The sequence below is a fragment of the Allocoprobacillus halotolerans genome (assembly GCF_024399475.1).
Classification (GTDB): Bacteria; Bacillota_I; Bacilli_A; order Erysipelotrichales; family Coprobacillaceae; genus Allocoprobacillus; species Allocoprobacillus halotolerans.
Map to the genome: position 1 here is coordinate 2,396,189 of NZ_CP101620.1, position 22,097 is coordinate 2,418,285.

20 protein-coding genes and 3 pseudogenes are annotated in these 22,097 nt (G+C 31.5%); all 23 read left to right on the forward strand.

The features are described from left to right. Positions 1 to 10: 10 nt before the first annotated feature. Positions 11 to 598: a M23 family metallopeptidase gene (locus NMU03_RS14130; protein WP_290139200.1), complete on the forward strand. Its 588-nt coding sequence runs from the start codon at positions 11 to 13 to the stop codon at positions 596 to 598. Next, positions 564 to 1,022: a site-2 protease family protein gene (locus NMU03_RS14135; RefSeq protein WP_290139202.1), complete on the forward strand. Its 459-nt coding sequence runs from the start codon at positions 564 to 566 to the stop codon at positions 1,020 to 1,022. The genes NMU03_RS14130 and NMU03_RS14135 overlap by 35 nt, the downstream gene beginning before the upstream one ends. Positions 1,023 to 1,463: 441 nt before the next feature. Next, positions 1,464 to 2,330, forward strand: coding sequence for a 30S ribosomal protein S2 (gene rpsB / locus NMU03_RS14140; RefSeq protein ID WP_290139204.1), 867 nt, complete (start codon positions 1,464 to 1,466; stop codon positions 2,328 to 2,330). Positions 2,331 to 2,387: 57 nt separating this feature from the next. After that, complete coding sequence (tsf, locus tag NMU03_RS14145) at positions 2,388 to 3,275, forward strand: translation elongation factor Ts (protein WP_290139207.1); 888 nt, start codon at positions 2,388 to 2,390, stop codon at positions 3,273 to 3,275. Positions 3,276 to 3,338: 63 nt separating this feature from the next. Then, positions 3,339 to 4,061 carry a UMP kinase gene (gene pyrH / locus NMU03_RS14150; RefSeq protein ID WP_290139208.1) on the forward strand — a complete coding sequence of 241 codons (723 nt, stop codon included), beginning with the start codon at positions 3,339 to 3,341 and terminating at the stop codon, positions 4,059 to 4,061. Then, positions 4,061 to 4,606: a ribosome recycling factor gene (gene frr, locus NMU03_RS14155; protein WP_290139209.1), complete on the forward strand. Its 546-nt coding sequence runs from the start codon at positions 4,061 to 4,063 to the stop codon at positions 4,604 to 4,606. The genes pyrH and frr overlap by 1 nt, the downstream gene beginning before the upstream one ends. Positions 4,607 to 4,892: 286 nt before the next feature. Then, positions 4,893 to 6,014 (forward strand): cytidine deaminase, encoded by a 1,122-nt coding sequence (locus NMU03_RS14160; RefSeq protein ID WP_290139211.1) that lies wholly within the window; start codon positions 4,893 to 4,895, stop codon positions 6,012 to 6,014. A 725-nt stretch (positions 6,015 to 6,739) separates the two neighbouring features. Then, positions 6,740 to 7,446 (forward strand): annotated as a pseudogene (uppS, locus tag NMU03_RS14165) (undecaprenyl pyrophosphate synthase). Beyond that, a complete protein-coding gene (locus NMU03_RS14170) occupies positions 7,443 to 8,231 on the forward strand; it encodes a phosphatidate cytidylyltransferase (protein ID WP_290139214.1) in 789 nt (262 codons plus the stop codon). Before uppS ends, NMU03_RS14170 begins: the two are co-directional and overlap by 4 nt. A 1-nt stretch (position 8,232) precedes the next feature. Next, positions 8,233 to 9,384, forward strand: coding sequence for a 1-deoxy-D-xylulose-5-phosphate reductoisomerase (locus tag NMU03_RS14175; RefSeq protein ID WP_290139216.1), 1,152 nt, complete (start codon positions 8,233 to 8,235; stop codon positions 9,382 to 9,384). Then, positions 9,385 to 10,467, forward strand: a complete 1,083-nt coding sequence (gene rseP, locus NMU03_RS14180; RefSeq protein WP_290139218.1) for an RIP metalloprotease RseP — start codon at positions 9,385 to 9,387, stop codon at positions 10,465 to 10,467. 48 nt (positions 10,468 to 10,515) lie between these two features. Next, a pseudogene (locus tag NMU03_RS14185) lies at positions 10,516 to 14,216 on the forward strand (PolC-type DNA polymerase III). Beyond that, a complete protein-coding gene (locus NMU03_RS14190) occupies positions 14,216 to 14,824 on the forward strand; it encodes a helix-hairpin-helix domain-containing protein (RefSeq protein WP_290139220.1) in 609 nt (202 codons plus the stop codon). Before NMU03_RS14185 ends, NMU03_RS14190 begins: the two are co-directional and overlap by 1 nt. A gap of 115 nt (positions 14,825 to 14,939) precedes the next feature. Continuing rightward, entirely contained in the window at positions 14,940 to 15,401 is a 462-nt protein-coding gene (rimP, locus tag NMU03_RS14195) for a ribosome maturation factor RimP (protein ID WP_290139222.1), read from the forward strand. 15 nt (positions 15,402 to 15,416) lie between these two features. Beyond that, positions 15,417 to 16,784 (forward strand): transcription termination factor NusA, encoded by a 1,368-nt coding sequence (gene nusA / locus NMU03_RS14200; RefSeq protein WP_290139224.1) that lies wholly within the window; start codon positions 15,417 to 15,419, stop codon positions 16,782 to 16,784. Positions 16,785 to 16,796: 12 nt separating this feature from the next. After that, positions 16,797 to 17,051 carry an RNase P modulator RnpM gene (gene rnpM, locus NMU03_RS14205; RefSeq protein ID WP_290139226.1) on the forward strand — a complete coding sequence of 85 codons (255 nt, stop codon included), beginning with the start codon at positions 16,797 to 16,799 and terminating at the stop codon, positions 17,049 to 17,051. A 99-nt stretch (positions 17,052 to 17,150) separates the two neighbouring features. Continuing rightward, positions 17,151 to 17,333 (forward strand): L7Ae/L30e/S12e/Gadd45 family ribosomal protein, encoded by a 183-nt coding sequence (locus NMU03_RS14210; protein WP_290139227.1) that lies wholly within the window; start codon positions 17,151 to 17,153, stop codon positions 17,331 to 17,333. 13 nt (positions 17,334 to 17,346) lie between these two features. Next, a pseudogene (infB, locus tag NMU03_RS14215) lies at positions 17,347 to 19,196 on the forward strand (translation initiation factor IF-2). Positions 19,197 to 19,199: 3 nt separating this feature from the next. Next, a complete protein-coding gene (gene rbfA / locus NMU03_RS14220; protein WP_290139229.1) occupies positions 19,200 to 19,562 on the forward strand; it encodes a 30S ribosome-binding factor RbfA in 363 nt (120 codons plus the stop codon). Between the two features lie 69 nt (positions 19,563 to 19,631). Further along, positions 19,632 to 20,762, forward strand: a complete 1,131-nt coding sequence (gene nagA / locus NMU03_RS14225; RefSeq protein WP_290139232.1) for an N-acetylglucosamine-6-phosphate deacetylase — start codon at positions 19,632 to 19,634, stop codon at positions 20,760 to 20,762. 12 nt (positions 20,763 to 20,774) lie between these two features. After that, on the forward strand, positions 20,775 to 21,653 hold the full coding sequence (locus NMU03_RS14230) for an aldose 1-epimerase family protein (protein ID WP_290139235.1): 879 nt from the start codon (positions 20,775 to 20,777) through the stop codon (positions 21,651 to 21,653). Between the two features lie 39 nt (positions 21,654 to 21,692). After that, positions 21,693 to 21,863, forward strand: a complete 171-nt coding sequence (locus tag NMU03_RS14235; RefSeq protein WP_290139237.1) for a sporulation protein Cse60 — start codon at positions 21,693 to 21,695, stop codon at positions 21,861 to 21,863. 35 nt (positions 21,864 to 21,898) lie between these two features. Further along, on the forward strand, positions 21,899 to 22,051 hold the full coding sequence (locus NMU03_RS14240) for a DUF1540 domain-containing protein (RefSeq protein ID WP_290139239.1): 153 nt from the start codon (positions 21,899 to 21,901) through the stop codon (positions 22,049 to 22,051). Positions 22,052 to 22,097 lie beyond the last annotated feature (46 nt).

A 22,097-nucleotide genomic window follows, 5' to 3' on the forward strand; every position in this document is an offset into this window, starting at 1 on the left:
GTGAAAACTTGTGAATGATATTGATGAAATTAGAAAGCGAATGGAAAAAAGAAGGGTCCATCGTCATCCTGTCTTAACTGATCGTCATTTTAGTAAAATTTATAATGGAATGATTAAAGCGATGGTAGCTTTGCTAGTTGGCATAGCTATTTGTGCATATGTAAAAGCCAGTCCAAATGGTGATTATATTAAAGATTATGTTTTAAATGATTTACAGTTTTCAAAGGTCACAAAATGGATCAATCAACAGTTCCTATATTTTCAAAATCAAGATGAAGCAGCAACAGTTTCTTCAAAAGTCAGTTATACGCATGTCAAAGATAACTATTATACGAATCAGTCTAATGAAGTCTTAAATTTTGGCAAGGGGCGTGTTATCTATGTGGGTAAACAAAATCTACTAGGAAACTATGTCACAATCCTTTTAGAAAACAATGTCGAAGTGACTTTTGGTAATATGCAAGACATCTTTGTAGGACTTTATGATCAAGTTGAGGAATCGACTATTTTAGGAACATATGAAAATCAAGTATTAATTGTTTTTACACAAGGTGAACAGGAAATTGATTATTCAACATTTGAAGAAATTATATCTTAAAATATCCATTCATCCTATAACGCTCCTATATTTTCTTTTTTCTTGGTTAGGAGGATATTTAAAATGGTATCTTTCAACATTGTGTATTGTGTGTTTACATGAATTATGCCATCTTTTGATGGCATATTATTTTCATTTTCAAGTTTATAAGATTGAAATCCTGCCTTTTGGTGCTTATTTATCATTAGAAGATTTTTATTTCCAACCAATCTGGAAAGAAATGTGTGTTGTTTTAGCTGGTCCTAGCAGTCATCTTTTTATATATATAGGAATCTGTTTATTAACCAAGGGTGTTTATCAAGACTATCTACTAACGATGAATATGTTTGTTTTCTGGTTTAATTTATTACCTCTTTATCCAATGGACGGAGGACGTTTTTTTAGTTTACTTTTACAAAGTATTATGGATTTAAAAAAGCTTTAATATTGACATTGAAGTTTTCTGTTTTTGTATATTGCCTATTATTTCTCTTTTATTTACAAACCAATACATTTGTTATATTGAGTTATCTTTTTTATCAATTAGTCTGTTTTTATCAATTTATTTATATTTATTTAAGAACATACTATAGTAAAATACCTTCTTTTTCTATATATCGTCCACCAATTGTTCATCAACAATTATGTTATCGTAGAGGTTATCATAATTATTATTTAATCAATTGGATTTTAAAAGATGAAAAAGAAATGGTAAGTATTCTTTTAAAAAGTATAAAAAAATAGGAAATCATCTTGTATTTTTTTGATGTTATGGTATTATACTACGGGTATTAAAAATACACACATTGTGAATTCATAAACCGAGTGCCGCAAGGTGGGTTATGTTAGAAGCAATGGAGGAAAAAACGAAAAGGAGGAAGTTACAATGGCAGTAATTTCAATGAAAAAATTATTAGAAGTTGGTGTTCATTTTGGACATCAGACAAAAAGATGGAATCCAAAAATGGCTCCATACATTTTCACAGCTAGAAATGGTATCTATATCATTGATTTAAAGAAATCATCTGATAAAATTGATGAAGCTTATGCAGCTTTAATGGATATCGTTGCTAAAGGTGGAAAAGTTTTATTTGTAGGAACTAAGAAACAAGCTCAAGAAGCTGTTCAAACTGAAGCTGAAAGATCAGGAAGTTTCTATGTGAATTCTCGTTGGTTAGGTGGAACTTTAACAAACTTCAAAACTATCCAAAAGAGAATTAGAAGATTAAAAGAATTAGAAAAAATGGAAGAAGATGGAACTTTAGAATTATTTACTAAAAAAGAAGCAGTTCTTCTTATGAAAGAAAAGGCTAAGTTAGAAAAGAACTTAGGTGGTATCAAAGAAATGAGAAGATTACCAAATGCTTTATTCGTTGTTGATCCTAAAGTTGAACATAATGCAGTTGCAGAAGCAAGAATCTTAGGAATTCCAGTATTTGGTATCGTTGATACAAACTGTGATCCTGATGAAGTTGATTATGTTATCCCAGCAAATGATGATGCAATTAGAGCTGTTAAATTAATCGTTGCTGCAATGGCTGATGCTGTATGTGAAGCAAAAGGTGAACCAGTGACTGTTGCATACGTTAAAGATGAAGATGACAAAGAAGTATCTATGAATGATGCTGTTGCTTCTGTAGAAGAAAATAAACAAAAAGGACCTAGATATAAAAATGCTGGACGTCCTAGAAATAACAGAAATGCTGAAGTAAGCAAACCAGCTGAAGTTAAAGAAGAAAAAACTGAAGCATAATTAATAAGAGGGAAGCTTATGCTTTCCTTTTTTATAAAAAAGATGGAGGAGAAAAAAATGGCTATTAGTGCAAAATTAGTAAAAGAATTACGTGAAAAAACTGGTGCTGGAATGATGGATTGTAAAAAAGCACTTGAAGCTTGTAATGGTGATTTAGAAGCTTCTTTTGACTGGTTAAGAGAAAAAGGAATTGCTAAAGCAGCTAAAAAGGCTGATCGTATTGCTGCTGAAGGTTTAACAGCTTTCGTTGTTGATGGAAATTCTGCTGCAATCGTTGAAGTTAACTCTGAAACAGATTTCGTTGCTAAAAACGCTGAATTCCAAGAATTAGTTGCTTTAACAGCAAAAGTAATTGTTGAATCAAAACCTCAAGATGTTGATGCTGCATTACAATTAGATGTTGAGGGTAAAGATTTAGGAACAGTTATTGCTGAAAAAAGTGGTAAAATTGGTGAAAAATTAAGCTTAAGAAGATTTACAGTTATGACTAAAAATGATGATGAAATCTTTGGTGCTTATTCACACATGGGTGGAAAAATGTGTGCTTTAGTTAAAGCTTCTGGTGTTGATGAAGTGAAAGCTAAAGATATTGCTATGCAAGTTGCTGCAATTGCTCCACAATATATTGATAGAACTGCTATTCCTGCTGAAATTTTAGAACATGAAAAATCTGTTTTAAAAGCTCAAGCTATGGAAGAAAATGCAAACAGTGCAAAACCAAAACCAGAAAATATTATTGAAAAAATGGTTGAAGGTCGTTTAAATAAAAACTTAAAAGAAATGTGCTTAGTAGATCAAGCATTCATTAAAGATTCTGATCAAACAGTAGCTCAATATTTAGGTAACGGTAAAGTATTAGAAATGGTACGTTTTGAAGTTGGTGAAGGAATGGAAAAACGTGAAGAAAACTTTGCTGAAGAAGTTGCTGCTCAAATGAGAGGATAATTTTAATAATTAGAGAGGACACACTTTTTGTGCCCTTTTCTTGTAAAATGGAGGAGAGATCATATGAAGTACAAAAGAGTTTTATTGAAGTTAAGTGGTGAAGCTTTAGCTGGAGAACAAGGTTTTGGAATCAATCCAGTTGTTGTAGCTGATGTTGCAAGACAAATTAAAGATGCGAAAGATTTAGGTGTAGAAATTGCAATTGTTTGTGGTGGTGGAAATATCTGGCGTGGAAAAACAGGTAGCGACATGGGTATGGAAAGAGCTGCTGCTGACTATATGGGTATGTTAGCGACTGTTATGAATGGTATGGCTTTACAAAATGCTTTAGAAGCCATTGGATTAGATACGAGATTATTATCAGCAATTGATATGAAAGAAGTGGCTGAACCTTATATCAGAAGAAGAGCTGTTCGTCATTTGGAAAAAAATCGTATTGTTATTTTTGGAGCTGGTACCGGAAGTCCATTCTTTACGACAGATACAACGGCTGCATTACGTGCTGCTGAAATGAATGCTGATGTGATTTTAATGGCAAAAAATGGAGTTGATGGGGTTTATTCTGCTGATCCTAAAGTTGATCCAAATGCAAAGAAATATGATCATATCACTTATTTAGACGTTTTAAATGAAGATTTACATATTATGGACCAAACAGCTATTACATTATGTAAAGATAATGGAATTGATCTTTGTGTATTTAATATGCAAGAAGATGGAAATATTGCACGTGCATGTAATGGCGAATCAATAGGTACAATTATTTCGAAAGGAGGAAAAGAATAATGTTAGATCTAATTTTAGAAGAAACAAAAGAAAAGATGGAAAAATCTATCGAAGCTTTTAAACATGAACTTTCTTCTGTAAGAACGGGTCGTGCGAATCCAACAATGCTTGATAGAGTTAAAGTGAACTATTGGGGTGAAATGACACCTTTAAATCAAACAGCAGGAATTTCTGTTGTTGAAGGGCGTCAATTAGTTGTAAAACCTTATGATAAAAATATCTTAAAAGATATTGAACATGCTATCTATGAAGCTAATCTAGGATTAACACCACAAAATGATGGTGAAATTATTCGTATTAATGTTCCAGCACTTACTGAAGAAACAAGAAAAGAATATGTTAAACAAGCTAAAAAATATGCTGAGGAAGCAAAAGTGGCTTTACGTAATATTCGTAGAAGTGCTAATGATGATGTTGAAAAAGCTGATTTATCTGAAGATGAAGTGAAATTAGGTAAAGAAAAAGTTCAAAAATTAACTGATCAATTTGTAAAAACAATCGATCAGCTTACAAAAGAAAAAGAAACAGATTTAATGACTGTTTAATTTCTTTAGACTCTTGCATAAGTGCAGGAGTTTTTTTATACATGAAAAAATATAATAAAATCAAATTGCTATATTTTTAGTAATATATTTATTAAAAAGAAAGTAGTGTTATGTTATAATAATGAAAGAGATACTCAGTGAAAACAAAGAAGTTATAAAATATCAAAATCAATATCTTGATATCTTTTTATATTAAAAGATATTACGATTAAGAAAATATTAGTAGAATAAACAAAATTTTATTTCTTGTTTTCCATTTTACAAATGAGAATAGGAGGTATATGAAATGAAAAAGTTTGCTGTTTTATTATATCCAGACTTTTCTTTACAAGAAATTACATGTTTGACATCCTCACTAACGCTTTGGTTTGGTGAGAAGATTGATTATATTGCGAGTGAAAATAAAGAATATGTTAGTGAAGATGGATTACATGTCATTCCTGATAAGATAACGACAGAAATAGAAATAACAGATTATGATTGTGTTATTCTGCCAGGAACGATTAATCCTTTACCAGCATTATTTGATGATAAACTCATTGAATTTCTTAAAAATGGAATGAATTCAAATATTCTTTTTGCAGCTATTTCATCATCTCCTATTTTACTTTCTAAATCAGGGATACTTGATGGTAAAAAATTTACAGCTGGCTATTTTATGCAAATGACTGAAATTTTTCCGTTTATTGAGAAAGAAAATTTTATACATAAAGGAATAGTGGAAGATGACAATGTCATAACAGGAATAGGTATGTTTTTTAGAGAATTTGCGGCAACGGTATTACGTAGGCTAGGTTATGATATTGGTCATAATTTTATGAGAAAACAATCTGATGATTATGCACAAGATGAACTCACTTTTTATTGGTCTGATGAAGATTACAAAGAATTTTTAGAGGAGCTAAAAGGATATAATGACAAAGAGGATAAAACTAATAATAAATTAAAATTTGCCGAATTAAATATAAGAAATATGAGAAATTTTGATATAGAAAAAGAAATGTATAGACTGGCTGTTGAATTGATTGAAAAACGTTATCCTGTTGGATGGGGTGGCGCAGGGGTTATACATACAGCTAAGGGACATTATTTTACAAGTGTAAGTCTAGATAGTGCTAATGCTTCTGCTGTCTTATGTATTGAAACAGGTGCAATGATAGAAGCTCATAAATTTAATGAAGAGGTAACTCATTGCATGTGCCTTGTTCGTGAGGATGAAAATGCTCCTTATCAAGTTCTATCTCCTTGTGGAATATGTCAAGAGCGTCTTGCGTTTTGGGGTAGAGATGTACAAGTAGCCGTGACCACCGAAGATAATTCGTTACTTTTTGTGCCATTGAGTGAATTGCAACCTTATCATTGGTCTAATGCTTATTTAGATGATGAGTTAGAACATTTCAAAGATTAAATTTAATTGATTATCTATAATTGATGAAATAAAAAATATTCCAAGTAAGGGTTATGGCTGAACGAAAGGATAATTATTTAGATATATGTATGATATAAGATTAACAAACATCTATCATTGATTCTATCAACCTACTTTGTTGTATTGATAAAAAAATGAAATTCTTATCTGACTTACTGATATATCTTTAAAATTTAATATCTTTTAACAATTTGTCAAACTTTAAGGAATTCTACTATATCTTGTATTTGTTAATCTTTTTGCAAAAATTAAAAGATTATCATACTTTTCTTTAATGAAATGGAGAATTGTTTTTATCTTGTTTCTTATTGAAACTCATACATGTTTAGAGAGTGTCAATATATTATAAAGAAATCGTTATTATACCAATGGTTAAAGTTGATTCAATGTTATATCATTGTTTTTAAAATTAATGTCATAATGCTCCTTTGGTTTTTCATAAAGTCAAAGACCGAAGCGTGATAAACTTATTACATAATCATACCATTATCATCGAATAATGAAAATATGAAAATCATGTTATAACCTATCTGTTGATGGGTTATTTTTATTTTGAATAACTAATTTATAAAATAGATGTCTATTTTATAGAATATTTTTTGATAAGAGTTCGCATGTTGAGTGCTTTTATGTTATAATACAAAAAGGTTATGAGGTGACAGTATGCTTTTTAAGAAAAAAGAGAAATCTATTACGATTTAGATATGAATAACATTCCTAAACATATTGCTTTTATTATGGATGGGAATGGACGTTGGGCTAAAAAGAGAAAAATGCCACGTACTTATGGGCATCATGAAGGTACAAAAACGATTCGTACGCTAGCGTTAGAGGCCAATCGTTTAGGTATTAAAGCAATGACTGTATATGCTTTTTCAACTGAAAACTTTAAAAGAGAAACGAGTGAAGTGGAATATATTTTTAAACTTCCTAAAGAGTTTTTTAATTTGTATTTAAAAGAGTTAATGGATAACAATGTTCAAATTCGATATATTGGACATTTGGAAATGGCTCCTTTAGAAACAAGACAAATAATTGAAGAAGCTGTACTACAAACATCAAAAAATAACGGCTTGATTTTAACATTTGCATTTATTTATGGTGGACGTGATGAAATTATTGAAGCAACCAAAACAATATGCGAGCAATACAAAAATGGAGATATTACATTAGATGATATTTCTGAAGATTATTTTGAAAAGCATTTAATGACAAAAGATTTACCACCAGTGGATTTAATGGTAAGAAGTAGTGGCGAATATCGCTTATCTAATTTTTGCTTTGGCAATTGGCATATGCTGAATTTGTTTTTGATGAAACGTTATGGCCTGATTTTGATGAAGAAAGATTACATCGTGCTATAGCTATTTATCAAGGCAGAGAACGAAGATTTGGAGGTGTCATCAAATGAAAACACGTATTATTACAGGAATCATTCTTTTAGTTGTTATTTTGCCATGTGTTATTTTTGGTGACCTTCCATTTAAGATTTTACTAGGCATTGTTGCAGGAATAGCAGTTTTTGAAATGCTTTCTATCTGTAATCGCCCTAAAGCCAATTTTTATCTTTATCCAATTGTTGCTTTATTTGTTTTTTATTCATTATTTTTTAATCAGTCATTATTAATTTCTAGTGAAATCATCATTTTATATATGATTATTTTAATGGCTTGCAGTATGTTTGATGATGGTATGAATTTTTTAAGACTCTGTTATTATTTTACGGCTGGTGTTTTAATTGCAATGGGATTGCATATGCTTTATCAATTACGATTGACATATGGCTTTGATTATATTTTGATATTAGCTTTAGCTACTTTTGGAACGGATACAGGCGCTTATTTTACTGGTATGTGTTTTGGTAAACATAAGTTGAATCCTCGTCTTTCTCCTAAAAAAACAATTGAAGGATCAATTGGTGGAATCATTTTAGGAACAGTTCTTTCTGCTGGTTATGGTGCATATATTCAAATAGATATGCCTATAATCTGGTTTGTTTTTATGTGTTTTGTTTTAACAATCACGAGTCAAATTGGAGATTTAACTTTTAGTAGCATGAAAAGAACATTTGAAGTCAAAGACTTTTCTCAACTATTACCCGGACATGGTGGTATTTTAGATCGTTTTGATTCAATCTTATTTAATGCAATGGTGTTTGGCATTTTTATTCATTTTATAACAATGGTGGTGGCTTAATATGAAAAAAATATGTGTTTTAGGAGTGACTGGATCGATTGGTCAACAGACTGTTGATGTTGTGAAACATCATTGCGATGAATTTGAAATTGTCGCAATGAGTGCTGGAAAGAATATAGATTTATTAGAAAAAATAATGACTGTTATACATGCTAAACATATTTGTGTACAAACTCAGGAAGATCAAGAATATCTTCAAAGAAAGTACAAAGATATTCATTTTTATTGGGGGCAAGAAGGATTAATTCAAATTGCAACTTTACAGCAAGTAGATATCGTTTTAAATGCAATTGTAGGATTTGCTGGGCTTATGCCTACAATGAAAGCTATACAAGCACATAAAGATATCGCTCTAGCAAATAAAGAAACATTAGTGGTTGCAGGACATTTAATTATTCCTCTTGTAAAAGAATATGGTGTTAAACTATTACCTGTTGATAGTGAACATTCTGCCATTTTTCAATGTTTAAATGGAGAATATCATGGTGAAATTCATAAAATTATTTTAACCGCAAGTGGAGGAAGTTTTCGCCAAAAATCAAGACAAGAACTAGAACATGTTACTGTTGAAGATGCACTTAAACATCCTAACTGGTCAATGGGTGCGAAAATCACTATTGATAGTGCGACACTTTTTAATAAAGGTTTGGAAGTTATGGAAGCTAGGTGGCTCTTTGATGTGCATTATGATGATATCGAAGTTTTAATTCATCCTGAAAGCATTATTCATTCAATGGTTGAATATGAGGATACAGCAGTTATTGCTCAACTTGGTACACCTGATATGCGTTTACCAATACAATATGCCTTGACTTATCCTCATCGTTTCCCACTTCTTGGTGGAAAACGCTTATCATTAAGTGATATTGGAACTTTACACTTTGAAAAACCTGATTTTCATCGTTTCCATGCTTTAGCATTAGCTTATGAAGCAGGACGTAAAGGTGGTTCTATGCCATGTGTTTTAAATGGAGCAAATGAACAAGCCAATGCTTTATTTTTAGCCAAAAAAATTTCTTTTTTGGATATTGAAAAATATGTTGAAGAAGCTATGCGTGCACATCACTGGATTGACCATCCTTCTTTAGCTCAGCTTATTGAAATTGATCAATGGGCAAGAAATTTTGTACTAGAAAGAGTAGGAGAAATATAGATGCAGACAATTATTACAGTCATAGTCTTTTTATTAATTCTGGGTTCAATTATCATTATTCATGAATTTGGACATTTTATTGCAACAAAAATTTTTGGTGTTTATTGCGCTCATTTTTCGATTGGGTTTGGACCTAAAATATGGTCGAAAAAAGGAAAAGAGACAGAATATGAAATTCGTGCTTTACCATTCGGGGGATTTGTTTCAATGGCTGGTGAAGAACAAAATGATGATGAAGAATTTAAAGATGTTCCCATTGAACGTACATTAAAAGGTATTAAAACATATCAAAAAGTTATCATTTTTCTAGCTGGAGTTTTTATGAACTTTGTATTGGCAGTTGTTGTCACTTTTGGTGTCAATGTTTTTAGTGGTCAATTACCTGTTCAAAACGCTCAAATTGGACAAGTTATGGAAAACTCTGCAGCCAAGCAAGCTGGTTTAAAAAGTGGTGATATTATTCAAGAAATGACAGTTCAAGAAACTGGACAAGTTATTCTTGTTTCTAGCTATGATGATATTCAATTAACCCCAAGTCATCTTCAAACAACCGCATCCACAATACATGTACAAATAAAAGTTCAACGTGATCAACAGATTGAAACAGTTGATGCAACATTACAGCTTGATGAAACTTCACAAGCATATAAATTAGGAATTTATCAAGCAACACGTTCGATGAATATAGCAGAAGCTATTCAATATACTTTTATTTCTATTGGTGAAATGAGCGTTGCTATTTTTGCGGCTTTAAGCAAACTTATTACACGATTTAGTGAAACAGTTACTCAATTATCCGGACCAGTGGGTATTTATCAAGTGACATCACAAGTCACTGAAACAGGTCAAATTAGTTATATTTTAAATTTATTAGCTTTACTTTCTGTAAATGTTGGAATTTTTAATCTATTACCTATTCCTGGATTAGATGGATGCCAAGTTATTTTTGCATTAGTTGAAAAGATTATTGGTCGCGAATTACCTGAAAAAGTAAAAATGGCTTTGCAACTCTGTGGTTTAGGATTAGTAATGTTATTGATGATTTTTGTCACATATCAAGATGTTTTAAGAATATTTCAGTAAAAGGGATTTTCATCCCTTTTTGATATAGGAGGTTTTTTTATGGATAAAATGCTTATATTGTTGAAACAACTTCATCTTGAAGATGATGTTTCAGCTTTAAAACGTGCATATATTGAACGTGTTATTGTGCATAAAGATAATGCTTATACATTTTATATTGGTTCCTCACACATTGTTCCTCTAACAGAAATTCGTTTATTATTTGCGGCTAAAAAGGAATTTCCTTATCCATGTGAATTCCTTTTTAACTGGGCTTCTTCCTATACAGCTCAAGATGTGATTGAATATGCTTTGTTTATCTTTGATGGTTTGAAACAACGCTTTCCACAAATTGATTTCATTGATAAGGAATTATTGACATTTGAAAATAATACATTACAAATTGAAGTTGTCAATGAAATACAGTTTCAACAATTAGAAAAGCTATATAAAATTTTTGATAAGTATTTTAATAAATTTGGTATGCAAATTGGTTTTCGTGCTTATATTGATCAAAATAATCAAACTTATCAATCGATTCAAGAAGAAATGGATGCTTTAAATGAGGTTAAAGTAGATATGAAAACTTTTGATCAGGTTGAATCAACTCCCAAAAAGGAAAACAAACCCAAATATCAATCTTATAAAAAAGATTATTTTTCATTATCTATAGATGAAATTGATGATACTGTTAAAGAAGTTATGATTCAAGGTTATATTTTTAAAGAGGATTCTAAAAAAGTCAAATCAGGAAAAACAATTCAATCTTTATATGTAACAGATTATACAAACAGTATTGTTGTAAAACGCTTTGAAAACAAAGGTGGAAATAGTCTTGAAGAAATGAATAAGGTGAAAAAGGGTGATAAATGGGTACGTGTGAAAGGGACTGTAGAATATGATACATATATGAAAGATACGGTCATTATTGCTAGAGAAGTAGAAGTCATTCCATCACCTAAAATTCGTCAAGATCAAGCTGAAAAGAAACGTGTTGAATTGCATGTTCATTCAAAAATGTCTGCTATGGATGGTATTGGAAGTATTTCTGAATATATCGAAAGAGCGGCTTATTGGGGACATCAAGCTATCGCAGTGACAGATCATGGGAATGTACAGTCTTTTCCTGAGGCACAAATGGCGAGTATCAAAAATAAGATAAAAATGATCTATGGTGTAGAAATGTATATGATTGATCCTTCTTTTACAGTTGTTTATAATGAGAAAAAAGTATCTTTGAAAGATTTGACATTTGTTTCATTTGACCTTGAAACGACAGGATTATCAGTCATGGATGATGATATTACAGAATTTGGTGCTGTTAAAATTAAAAATGGGCAAGAAATTGATCGTATTCAAAGCTTAATTAAGCCTAAGAAGCGTATTTCTCAAAAGATTACAAATTTAACACATATAACGAATGAAGATGTTAAAAATGCACCTACAATAGAAGAATTTATTCCTCGTATTTTGGAATTTTTAAAGATGATGTGATTGTTGCACACAATGCTACCTTTGATGTCGGTTTTTTAAATGAAATCTTAGTACGCTATGGATATCAAAAATTCACAAATCCAGCGATTGATTCATTAACTCTTGCATGGAAACTTCTACCTGATTTAAAAGGTTATCGTTTAGGAAATGTTGCGAGACATTATCGTATTCCTTATGATGGCGATGATGCCCATAGAGCTGATTATGATGCAGAAGTTTTAGCTGGTGTCTTTAATATGATGTTGCATGATTTAATGCAACAGGGATATTATGACTTGATTGATATGAATGCAATGGAATGTCCACAAGCCTATAAAATTGTGCGACCAAAACATATGTGTGTACTTGCTAAAAATAAAACTGGGTTAAAGAATATGTTTAAACTTGTTTCTGAAGCAAATACAACATATTTTGAGAAAGTTTCACGTATTCCACGTGAGCGTCTTGAATTTTATCGTGAAGGATTACTATTTGGAAGTGGATGTTATAACTCTGAAATATTTGATTTGGCGATGACAAGAAGTCTTGATGAATTAAAACAAGCCATGGCATTTTATGATTATATTGAAATTATGCCATTAGATATATGTCAATATTTTGTTGAAAGAGGGCGTATTGATACTCAAGAAGATTTAATTCGTATTTTACGTCGTATTGTTGATACTGCTAAAGATATGGGAAAAATGATTGTTGCGACGGGTGATGTTCATTATTTAGATCAAAAAGATAAAATATTTAGAGATGTATTTACTTGTAATCCAAAGATTGGTTTGGGTGGAGCTTTACATCCTTTAACGGATAGAAATAATCCAATGGCTTGGACACCGGATGAGTATTTCAGAACAACTCAGGAAATGATGGATAGTTTATCTTATTTAAATGAAAGTGAAAAATATGAATATGTTGTTGAAAATACAAATAAAATTGCTGATATGATTGATGGAACATTTCATGTTGTTCATGATAAATTATTTACACCTCATATTGATAATGCTGATGAAAATTTACGTCAGTTATGTTTTGATAATGCACATAAGCAATATGGTGAGGTTTTACCTGAAATTGTTGAAAAGCGTTTAACCAAAGAGTTGGACAATATTATTAAACATGGATTTGGTGTTATTTATTATATTGCTCATAAGCTTGTTAAAAAATCTAATGAAGCCGGATATCTTGTTGGAAGTCGAGGTTCTGTAGGATCATCCTTTGTTGCGACAATGGCGAATATTTCTGAAGTTAATCCATTGCCACCGCATTATTATTGTCCTCATTGTCAATATAATGAGTTTATGCCAGAAGGATATATTGCTAATGGATATGATTTGCCTAATAAAACATGTCCAAAATGTGGACAACCATTAAAAGGTGATGGTCATAATATTCCATTTGAAACTTTCTTGGGATTTAATGCTGATAAGGTTCCAGATATTGATTTGAACTTTTCTGGCGATTATCAACCAACAGCTCATGCCTATACAAAAGAAATATTTGGTGAAAGTCATGTTTATCGTGCCGGTACGATTTCGACTGTTGCTGAAAAAACAGCTTATGGATATGCGAAAGGATATGCCGAATTAATGGGCAAAGAAAATAGTATCAGTCAAGCTGAATTAGAAAGAATTGCTAAAGGATGTACGGGTGTTAAGCGTACAACAGGACAACATCCTGGTGGTATTATTGTTATTCCTGAAAGTATGGATGTCTTTGATTTTACACCTTATCAATATCCTGCTGATGATTTGAGTGCTGAGTGGAAGACAACGCATTTCGACTTCCATGCTATTCATGATAATGTCTTGAAATTTGATATCTTAGGTCATGTTGATCCAACTGTTATTAGAATGTTACAGGATTTAACGGGAGTCAATCCAAAAGATATTCCAACAAATGATCCTCAAGTCATGAGTTTATTTAACTCTACTGAGGCTTTAGGCATTGATTTGAGTTTTCTTAATTGTAAAACTGGTGCATTAGGATTGCCTGAATTTGGTACTAAATTTGTGCGTGGGATGTTAGAACAGACGCACCCAACATCATTTAGTGATTTAGTTATTTTATCAGGTCTTTCTCATGGGACAGATGTTTATTTAGGAAATGCTGAAACGTTGATTAGTTCGGGAACTTGTACACTACAAGAAGTTATTGGTTGTCGTGATGATATTATGGTTTATTTGATTGAAAAAGGATTACCAAATAAAGATGCTTTTGATATTATGGAGTGTGTTCGTAAAGGAAAATCTCCTGCAGTCTTCCCAGAAAAAAATATGAAGAACTAATGCGCAAATATGATGTTCCAACATGGTATATTGAATCATGTAAAAAAATTAAATACATGTTCCCAAAAGCTCATGCTGCAGCCTATGTTTTAAGTGCTGTCCGTGTGGCCTGGTGGAAACTTTATTATCCAAGAGAATACTATGCTGTTTATTTTACAACACGTTGCGATGCCTATGACATTGAAACTATGATTCAAGGACGTGATGTTGTTTATAACAAATATCAAAGTATTTTAAATGATAAACAAAATGGTGTTAAAATTTCCAATAAAGAAGAAGCTTTAATTTCAGTTTTTGAAATTGCTTTAGAAATGTTTGAACGTGGTTATCATTTTAGTAATATTTCTTTAGAAAAATCTGATTCTCAAAATTTTATTATGGATCCTGATGATGATATGGCTTTATTGCCTCCATTTGTATCTATTGATGGTTTAGGAACATCGGTAGGTGATAGTGTTGTTGAAGCACGTCAGAAAAATAAATTTTTATCTAAAGAAGATGTTATGAAACGTACTAAACTAACAAATAATCAAATTGAATTTTTAACGAAACTTGGAGCTTTTGAAAATATGTCTGAAGAAAATCAATTATCATTATTTGATTTATAGTAAAAATAGTGATGAAAGCATTGTTTTTTATGATTGATTATGTTATATTATAGAAGTAATCAGTGATTTACGAGAGGGGTAACCCTCTCGTTTATATTTGTAAATGGAGGATTATATGCTAGAAAAAATCAAACAACTTATTCAACCCATACTTGATGAACATGATGTTTACCTTGATGATATTGAATACGTCAAAGAAAAAAATGAGTGGTATTTGCGTATCTTCATTGAAAAAAATAATGGTCATCTTGATATGGACACATGTGTGGCTGTAAGTGAAGCAATTAGTGAAATGTTAGATAGAGAAGATTTGATTGATGAAGAGTATTATTTAGAAGTCTCTTCTCCAGGTGCTGAAAAACCTTTAAAAACATTGGAAAAGGTACAAGAAGCAACAGGGGAATATGTGTATATTCAATTCAAGAATCCTACTCAAGGCATGAATGAGGTTTATGGAACAATCAACAGTGTTGAAGACACGCGTATTGAATTGCAATATATGGTTAAAAATATTAAGAAAAAATGCGTCATTGATTACAATGATATTGCATTTATTAGGTTAGCTGTTAAATTTTAAGGAGGATAATAAAAAATGGCTAGTAAAAAATTTATTCAGGCACTTGATCTATTAGAAAGTGAAAAAGGAATCAAGAAAGAAGTTGTTCTTGATGCTTTAAAGGAAGCTTTAGAAAAATCATATAAAAAGAATTATGGTGGTCCTGAATCTATTATTCGTGTTGAGATTAATGAAGTTACTGGAAAAATTCGTTTATATGAAATCAAACATGTTGTTGATGATGTGAATGATGAAGATTATGAATTATCTTTAGAAGAAGCGCAAATGATTAATCCTAAATATCAAATTGGTGATGATGTTGTGACTGAAGTTGATCCTGAAGTTTTTGGACGATTGGCTGCTATTCAAACAAAACAGTTGTTAAAGCAAAAAATTCGTGAGGCTGAAAAGGAAACTTTATACAATGAATATATTGATAAAAAAGATGATATTATTAATGGAACTGTTGATCGTGTAGAAGAACGTTTTGCAATTATCAACATTGGTAGAACTGGAGCTTTATTACCATTAAATCAACAAATTCCAGGTGAAAAAATCTATGAAGGTCAACGTATCAAAGTTTATGTCAGTGATGTTGAACGTAATACCAAAGGTACCCATATTGGTGTTTCTAGAACTGAACCCGGATTAGTAAAAAGATTATTTGAAATGGAAGTTCCTGAAATTTATGATGGAACTGTTGAAATCAAATCAGTCTCACGTGAGGCTGGAGATCGTAGTAAAATTGCTGTTTACACAAGTCATGAAAACATCGATCCAATTGGTGCTTGCGTAGGTCCAAAAGGTGCGCGTGTACGTAATGTTGTTAATGAATTGAATGGTGAAATGATTGACATTATTGAATGGAGTGAAGATCCTGTTGTTTATATCTCACATGCTTTATCTCCATCTGATGTTGAATATGTAGATGTAGATGAAGAAAAACATAGTGCTTTGGTTATTGTGCCAGATAATCAATTGTCTTTAGCTATTGGAAAAAGAGGTCAAAATGCACGTTTAGCTGTTCGTTTGACAGGATGGAAAATTGATATTAAATCAGTGACTGAAGCTGCAAATGAAGGAATTGTTTATGGTGAAGATGCTGAATTTGAAAAATCATTTGAAGCTCAAATGACACAAGAAGAACCACTTGTTGAAGATGATTTTGAAGAAGAAATTTTTGATTTTGAAGAAGAAACTCCAGAAATGGTTACTGATCATGAAGAAAGTGATATAATAGAAGAAGATAGTCAAGCTATGGCTGAACAAGATAATCAAGATTTCGAAGAATTTGATGATTACGATGAGGATTATGATGATGAGTATGAAGATTATGATTATGATCCAAAATATGATGAAGATATTGACTATGATGAATTTGATAAGTATTATGATGAAAAATAGGGGTGATTTTGAATGCGAAAGATACCTTTAAGAAAATGTGTAGCAACACAAGAACAACTCCCTAAAAAAGAACTTATTCGTGTTGTGAGAAATAAAGAAGGTGAAGTGTTTGTTGATCCAACTGGAAAGATGAACGGACGTGGAGCTTATTTGAAAAGAAGTTTAGAAGCTATTGATTTAGCTAAGAAAAAGGGCGTTTTAAAGAAATCATTGGAAGTGGATATCCCTGATGATATTTATGAGGAATTAAAGAAGTATGTTGGATAAAAATAAGGCATCTTTATTAGGATTGGCAATGCGTGCCAGAAAAATTGTGACGGGAGATGTTTTATTGAAAAACATTCGTCAAAAAAAGTTTATTATGTAATGATTGCAGAAGATGCAAGTGAGAATACTAAGAAAAAGTATGTTGACAAATGTACTTATTATCATGTTGATTATCAGATTCTAGGAAAGGTTGAAGAGATTTCTCAAGCTATTGGAAAGGACAATCGTGTTGCTTTAGGTATATTGGATAAAGGTTTTGCAAATAAAATCAAATCAAAATGAGGAGGTTGATATTATGGCAAAAAAGAATACATCAGCAAAAAAGAAAGGAAACCATCATAAAAAGAAATTAATTTCTAATATTCCTCAAAAAAAGGAAGAAAAGAAATTAGGGGATGGAATTGTTGAATATGAAGAAGGAATTACAGTTGGTGAATTAGCTGAAATGATTGGACAGACACCAGCCAATGTTATTAAAGTTTTATTTATGCTTGGTACAATGGTGACAATCAATTCATCACTCAGTGATGAACAAGTTGAATTGATCTGTCTTGAATATGGCTATGAAGTGAAAAAGAAAGTCATTGTCAGTGAAATTAATTTTGAAGATATTGAAATTGTTGATGATGAAGCTGATTTGGTCGGGCGTCCACCTGTTGTTACAATTATGGGGCATGTTGACCATGGAAAAACAACATTGCTTGATTATATTAGAAAATCAAGAGTAGCTGAAGGTGAATTTGGTGGAATTACGCAACATATTGGTGCTTATCAGGTTGAAGTGAGTGGTAAAAAAATCACATTCCTTGATACACCTGGTCATGAAGCTTTTACAGCTATGCGAGCTCGTGGAGCACAATTAACAGATATTGTTATTATTGTTGTAGCTGCAGATGATGGTGTGATGCCACAAACAAAAGAAGCTGTTGATCATGCTTTAGCGGCTGGTGTGCCAATCGTTGTTGCAATTAACAAAATTGATAAAGATGGTGCTGATCCTGAACGTATTAAAGGAGAAATGAGTGAACTTGGACTTATGCCTGAAGAATGGGGAGGAGAAACAGTTTACTGTAATATTTCTGCAAAAAAGGAATTGGTATTGAAGAATTGTTAGAGACTTTAACTGTCGTTGCTGAATTAGCGGACTTAAAAGCGAATCCAAAACGTTATGCTTATGGAAGTGTCGTTGAAGGACGCTTAGATAAAGGACGTGGACCTGTTGCTACTTTACTTGTTCAAAATGGAACATTAAGAGCTGGAGATCCAATTGTTGTTGGAACAGCTTTTGGTCGTGTTCGTCAGATGCTTGGTGATAATGGTAAAGAATTAAAAGAAGCTGGACCATCAACACCAGTTGAAATTACCGGTTTAAATGATGTTCCTGTTGCCGGAGATAAATTTATGGCATTTGAAACTGAAAAAATGGCACGTCATGTTGGTGAAGAAAGACAAAAAGCAAAACAAGAACAAGATCGTGGTATAAGTTCTGCAATGAGTTTAGATGATTTATTTAATCAAATTAAAGAAGGACAAGTTGCTGATTTGAATATTATTGTCAAAGCTGATGTAAACGGAACAGCTGAAGCTGTCAAAGGTTCATTAGAAAAGATTGATATTGATGGTGTCCGTGTCAATGTCATTCGTTCAACTGTTGGAGCTATTAGTGAATCTGATGTTTTATTAGCAAGTGCTTCTAAGGCTATCATTTATGGATTTAATGTGCGTCCAGATGCTAATGTAAGACGAAAAGCTGAAGAAGAGGGTGTTGAAATCAGACTTCATAACATCATTTATAAAATGGTTGAAGAAATTGAAGCAGCAATGCGTGGTATGTTAGCTCCTGAACTTGAAGAAGTTGTTACTGGTCAAGCTGAGATTAGACAAGTTATTAAAGTTTCTAAAGTTGGAAATATTGCTGGTTCATATGTAACAGATGGTTATATTCGTAGAGACTGTGGTATTCGTTTGATTCGTGAAGGTGTTGTCATTTATGAAGGAAAATTAGCTTCATTAAAACGTTTTAAAGATGATGCTAAGGAAGTATCGACAGGATATGAATGTGGTATGACAATTGAAAACTATAACGATATTAAAGAAGGAGATATCATTGAAGGTTTCATTATGGAAGAAGTCGAAAGAAAATAGGAGATGATCTTTTATGGTATTGAAAAAGAAAAATTAAATAATATTATTCAAAGAGAATTATCCGATATTATTCAGATGGAAGTTAAAGATCCAGCCATTGGTTTTTGTACGATTACCGGTGTTGAAGTGACAAATGATTTATCAATTGCGAAAGTTTATGTTTCCTTTTTGAATAAAAATTCTCAAAAAAGAATGGATGCATTACAACATTCTAAAGGTTTTATTCGTAGTCTTTTAGCCAAACGATTAACAATTCGTAAATGTCCTGAACTTCATTTTGTAATGGATACATCTTTAGAATATGGTAATAAAATTGAAAGTATTATTGAAAAATTAAATGATCAAAAAAAGGTTTCTAATGATTAGAAATCTTTTTTATATATTATTTGAAGATTATCAATAATAAGCATATAATAAAGAAAGGAGGACATAAAAATGAAAAAATGTATTGTAAACGGGAAAGTTATTCTACATGATGAAATTGTAGAAAAAAATGTATTTATTGATGATGATAAAATTATAGAAATCAGTCATCGTCAGCCAGAAGATGAAGAAATTATTGATGCAAAAGGATACTATGTGAGTCCAGGATTTATTGACGTACATACACATGGACGTGGTGGTAGTGATACGATGTATGCAACTTTTGAAGATTTAAATACCATTTCAAAAGCAACCCTTCAAACAGGCGTAACATCTTTTTTACCAACGACAATGACAATGCCTGTTGATGACATTGCAAAAGCTATTGATAATATAGCAACTTATAAAGATAAAGTAGAAGGTGCTCAGGTTTTGGGAACACATTTGGAAGGACCATTCTTCAATAAGAAATACAAAGGAGCACAACCAGAAGAATGTATGATCTTACCAACAGTTGAGAATTATTTATCATTTGTGAAAAATCATCAGGATGTTGTTAGAAAAATCTCAATTGCGCCTGAATTAGAGCATTCATTAGAATTGATTCAATATTTGCAAGATAAAAATACGGTTGTTTCATTAGGACATACGAATGCAACATATGAACAAGCGCAAGCTGCTATTGATGCTGGAGCTACTTCAGGAACACATACTTATAATGCGATGACACCTTTAACACATCGTGCCCCTGGTGTTGTTGGCGCAGTGATGATTAATGATACTGTTTATGCTGAATTGATTTTAGATGGTGTTCATGTTAATTATGCAGCTGCGAAAGCATTATTACGTACAAAAGGTAAAGATAAATTAATTTTAATTACTGATTCTTTAGAAGCTGCTGGTTTGGAAAATGGAAAATATCTTTTAGGAAATCAGGATGTTTATGTGAAAGATGGAGAAGCAAGATTGATTGATGGTACACTTGCTGGAAGTATTGTTTCAATGAATGTTGCTGTAAAAAATGCATATGAACATCTTGGACTTAGTTTAAATGAGGCTGTTAATCTTGCAAGCTATAATCCTGCACAAAGTTTAAATGAACCATTATTAGGTGAAATAAAAGTTGGCAATTATGCTGATATTATTTTCTTTGATGATCAGATTCAAATTCAACAAACATTGATTAAAGGACAAATGAAATAGGTGGGTAAAAATATGGTGATTTTAAAAAATAGTGAATTAGAAGTAGAATTAAATGCTAAGGGTGCAGAAATTATTAAAATAATTGGTCAACATGATCATATTAATTATATGTGGAAAAGAGATCCAGCTTTGTGGGCAAGTAGTGCACCTATTCTTTTCCCTATTATTGGTGCGTTACATAATGATGAGTGCCAAATTGAAGGAAAAACATATCATATGACACAACATGGATTTTCAAGACATAATGAGTATTTGGTTCATCAATTATCTGATACATGTGTAGAATTTGAGTTGACACCAAATGAAGATATTTTAAAACAATATCCTTATTTGTTTAATTTAAAAGTTATTTATACATTAAATGACAATAAACTAGCATGCCAATGTGTTGTTAAAAATACTGATCAAAAAACAATATATTTCCAAATTGGTGGGCATCCTGCTTTTGCTTGTCCATTTATGGAAAATGAATCAAGTAATGATTATTATGTAGAATTTGAAAAAGAAGAAACACTTCATCAAAAAGTAATTGATGTTGCTCATCGTGCTATGTCGCGTACAACAAAGCCTTTCTTTGATCATGAAAAACGTTTCTTTGTTAGACAAGCTTTATTGGATAATGATGCAATTGTTTTTAAAGATTTCCAATCTCACTATGTGGCTTTAAAATCAATTAATCATCAAAAAGCCATTTATTTCCATATGGAAAATTATCCTCATTTAGGTATTTGGGCAAGTAAACATGTTGGTGGTTTATTAGCCTTAGAACCATGGAATGGACATGGTGATTATATCGACTTTAATGGTGAATTTAAGGATAAAGAAGGTATGATTGCTTTAGCACCAGACCAAGAATTTTCTTGTCAATTTACTATTGAAATTCGTCAATAGATGACAATGTTTTCATGAAGATGATGTTATGATATTGATATGAAAATAAAAATTATAGAAAAAAGTCATGAATTGGATTTAGAGGATGCTTTAAATGAATTTATTGAAAAAGAAAATCCTAAAATTCAAGACATTCAATATCAGGTTGCTTTAACATCTTGTCATGGAAATCTTGAATACAGTTTTAGCTGTCTTATTGTATATTCATAAAAAAATAAGGCATAATAATATATGGAGGTGAAACTATGGCTAAAGATGTCAAATGTAGCGTAGATAACTGTAAATATTATTGTGATGGGTGTTGTGAGGCAAACTGTATTCATGTAGGAAATTGTCATTGTGTGGAAGCAAAGAAAACTGCCGAAACAGCTTGTGACACATTTGAGTGTCGTCAATAACAGAACAATATAACATGAAATAAAGGTGTTGTTATGGAAACATAAT

What these genes read in the sequence shown, in the direction of transcription:
- rpsB (WP_290139204.1), top strand. Translation starts at nt 1,464, where the DNA reads ATGGCAGTAATTTCAATGAAAAAATTATTAGAAGTTGGTGTTCATTTT.
- tsf (WP_290139207.1), top strand. Translation starts at nt 2,388, where the DNA reads ATGGCTATTAGTGCAAAATTAGTAAAAGAATTACGTGAAAAAACTGGT.
- pyrH (WP_290139208.1), top strand. Translation starts at nt 3,339, where the DNA reads ATGAAGTACAAAAGAGTTTTATTGAAGTTAAGTGGTGAAGCTTTAGCT.
- frr (WP_290139209.1), top strand. Translation starts at nt 4,061, where the DNA reads ATGTTAGATCTAATTTTAGAAGAAACAAAAGAAAAGATGGAAAAATCT.
- NMU03_RS14160 (WP_290139211.1), top strand. Translation starts at nt 4,893, where the DNA reads ATGAAAAAGTTTGCTGTTTTATTATATCCAGACTTTTCTTTACAAGAA.
- NMU03_RS14170 (WP_290139214.1), top strand. Translation starts at nt 7,443, where the DNA reads ATGAAAACACGTATTATTACAGGAATCATTCTTTTAGTTGTTATTTTG.
- NMU03_RS14175 (WP_290139216.1), top strand. Translation starts at nt 8,233, where the DNA reads ATGAAAAAAATATGTGTTTTAGGAGTGACTGGATCGATTGGTCAACAG.
- rseP (WP_290139218.1), top strand. Translation starts at nt 9,385, where the DNA reads ATGCAGACAATTATTACAGTCATAGTCTTTTTATTAATTCTGGGTTCA.
- NMU03_RS14190 (WP_290139220.1), top strand. Translation starts at nt 14,216, where the DNA reads ATGCGCAAATATGATGTTCCAACATGGTATATTGAATCATGTAAAAAA.
- rimP (WP_290139222.1), top strand. Translation starts at nt 14,940, where the DNA reads ATGCTAGAAAAAATCAAACAACTTATTCAACCCATACTTGATGAACAT.
- nusA (WP_290139224.1), top strand. Translation starts at nt 15,417, where the DNA reads ATGGCTAGTAAAAAATTTATTCAGGCACTTGATCTATTAGAAAGTGAA.
- rnpM (WP_290139226.1), top strand. Translation starts at nt 16,797, where the DNA reads ATGCGAAAGATACCTTTAAGAAAATGTGTAGCAACACAAGAACAACTC.
- NMU03_RS14210 (WP_290139227.1), top strand. Translation starts at nt 17,151, where the DNA reads ATGATTGCAGAAGATGCAAGTGAGAATACTAAGAAAAAGTATGTTGAC.
- rbfA (WP_290139229.1), top strand. Translation starts at nt 19,200, where the DNA reads ATGATCTTTTATGGTATTGAAAAAGAAAAATTAAATAATATTATTCAA.
- nagA (WP_290139232.1), top strand. Translation starts at nt 19,632, where the DNA reads ATGAAAAAATGTATTGTAAACGGGAAAGTTATTCTACATGATGAAATT.
- NMU03_RS14230 (WP_290139235.1), top strand. Translation starts at nt 20,775, where the DNA reads ATGGTGATTTTAAAAAATAGTGAATTAGAAGTAGAATTAAATGCTAAG.
- NMU03_RS14235 (WP_290139237.1), top strand. Translation starts at nt 21,693, where the DNA reads ATGAAAATAAAAATTATAGAAAAAAGTCATGAATTGGATTTAGAGGAT.
- NMU03_RS14240 (WP_290139239.1), top strand. Translation starts at nt 21,899, where the DNA reads ATGGCTAAAGATGTCAAATGTAGCGTAGATAACTGTAAATATTATTGT.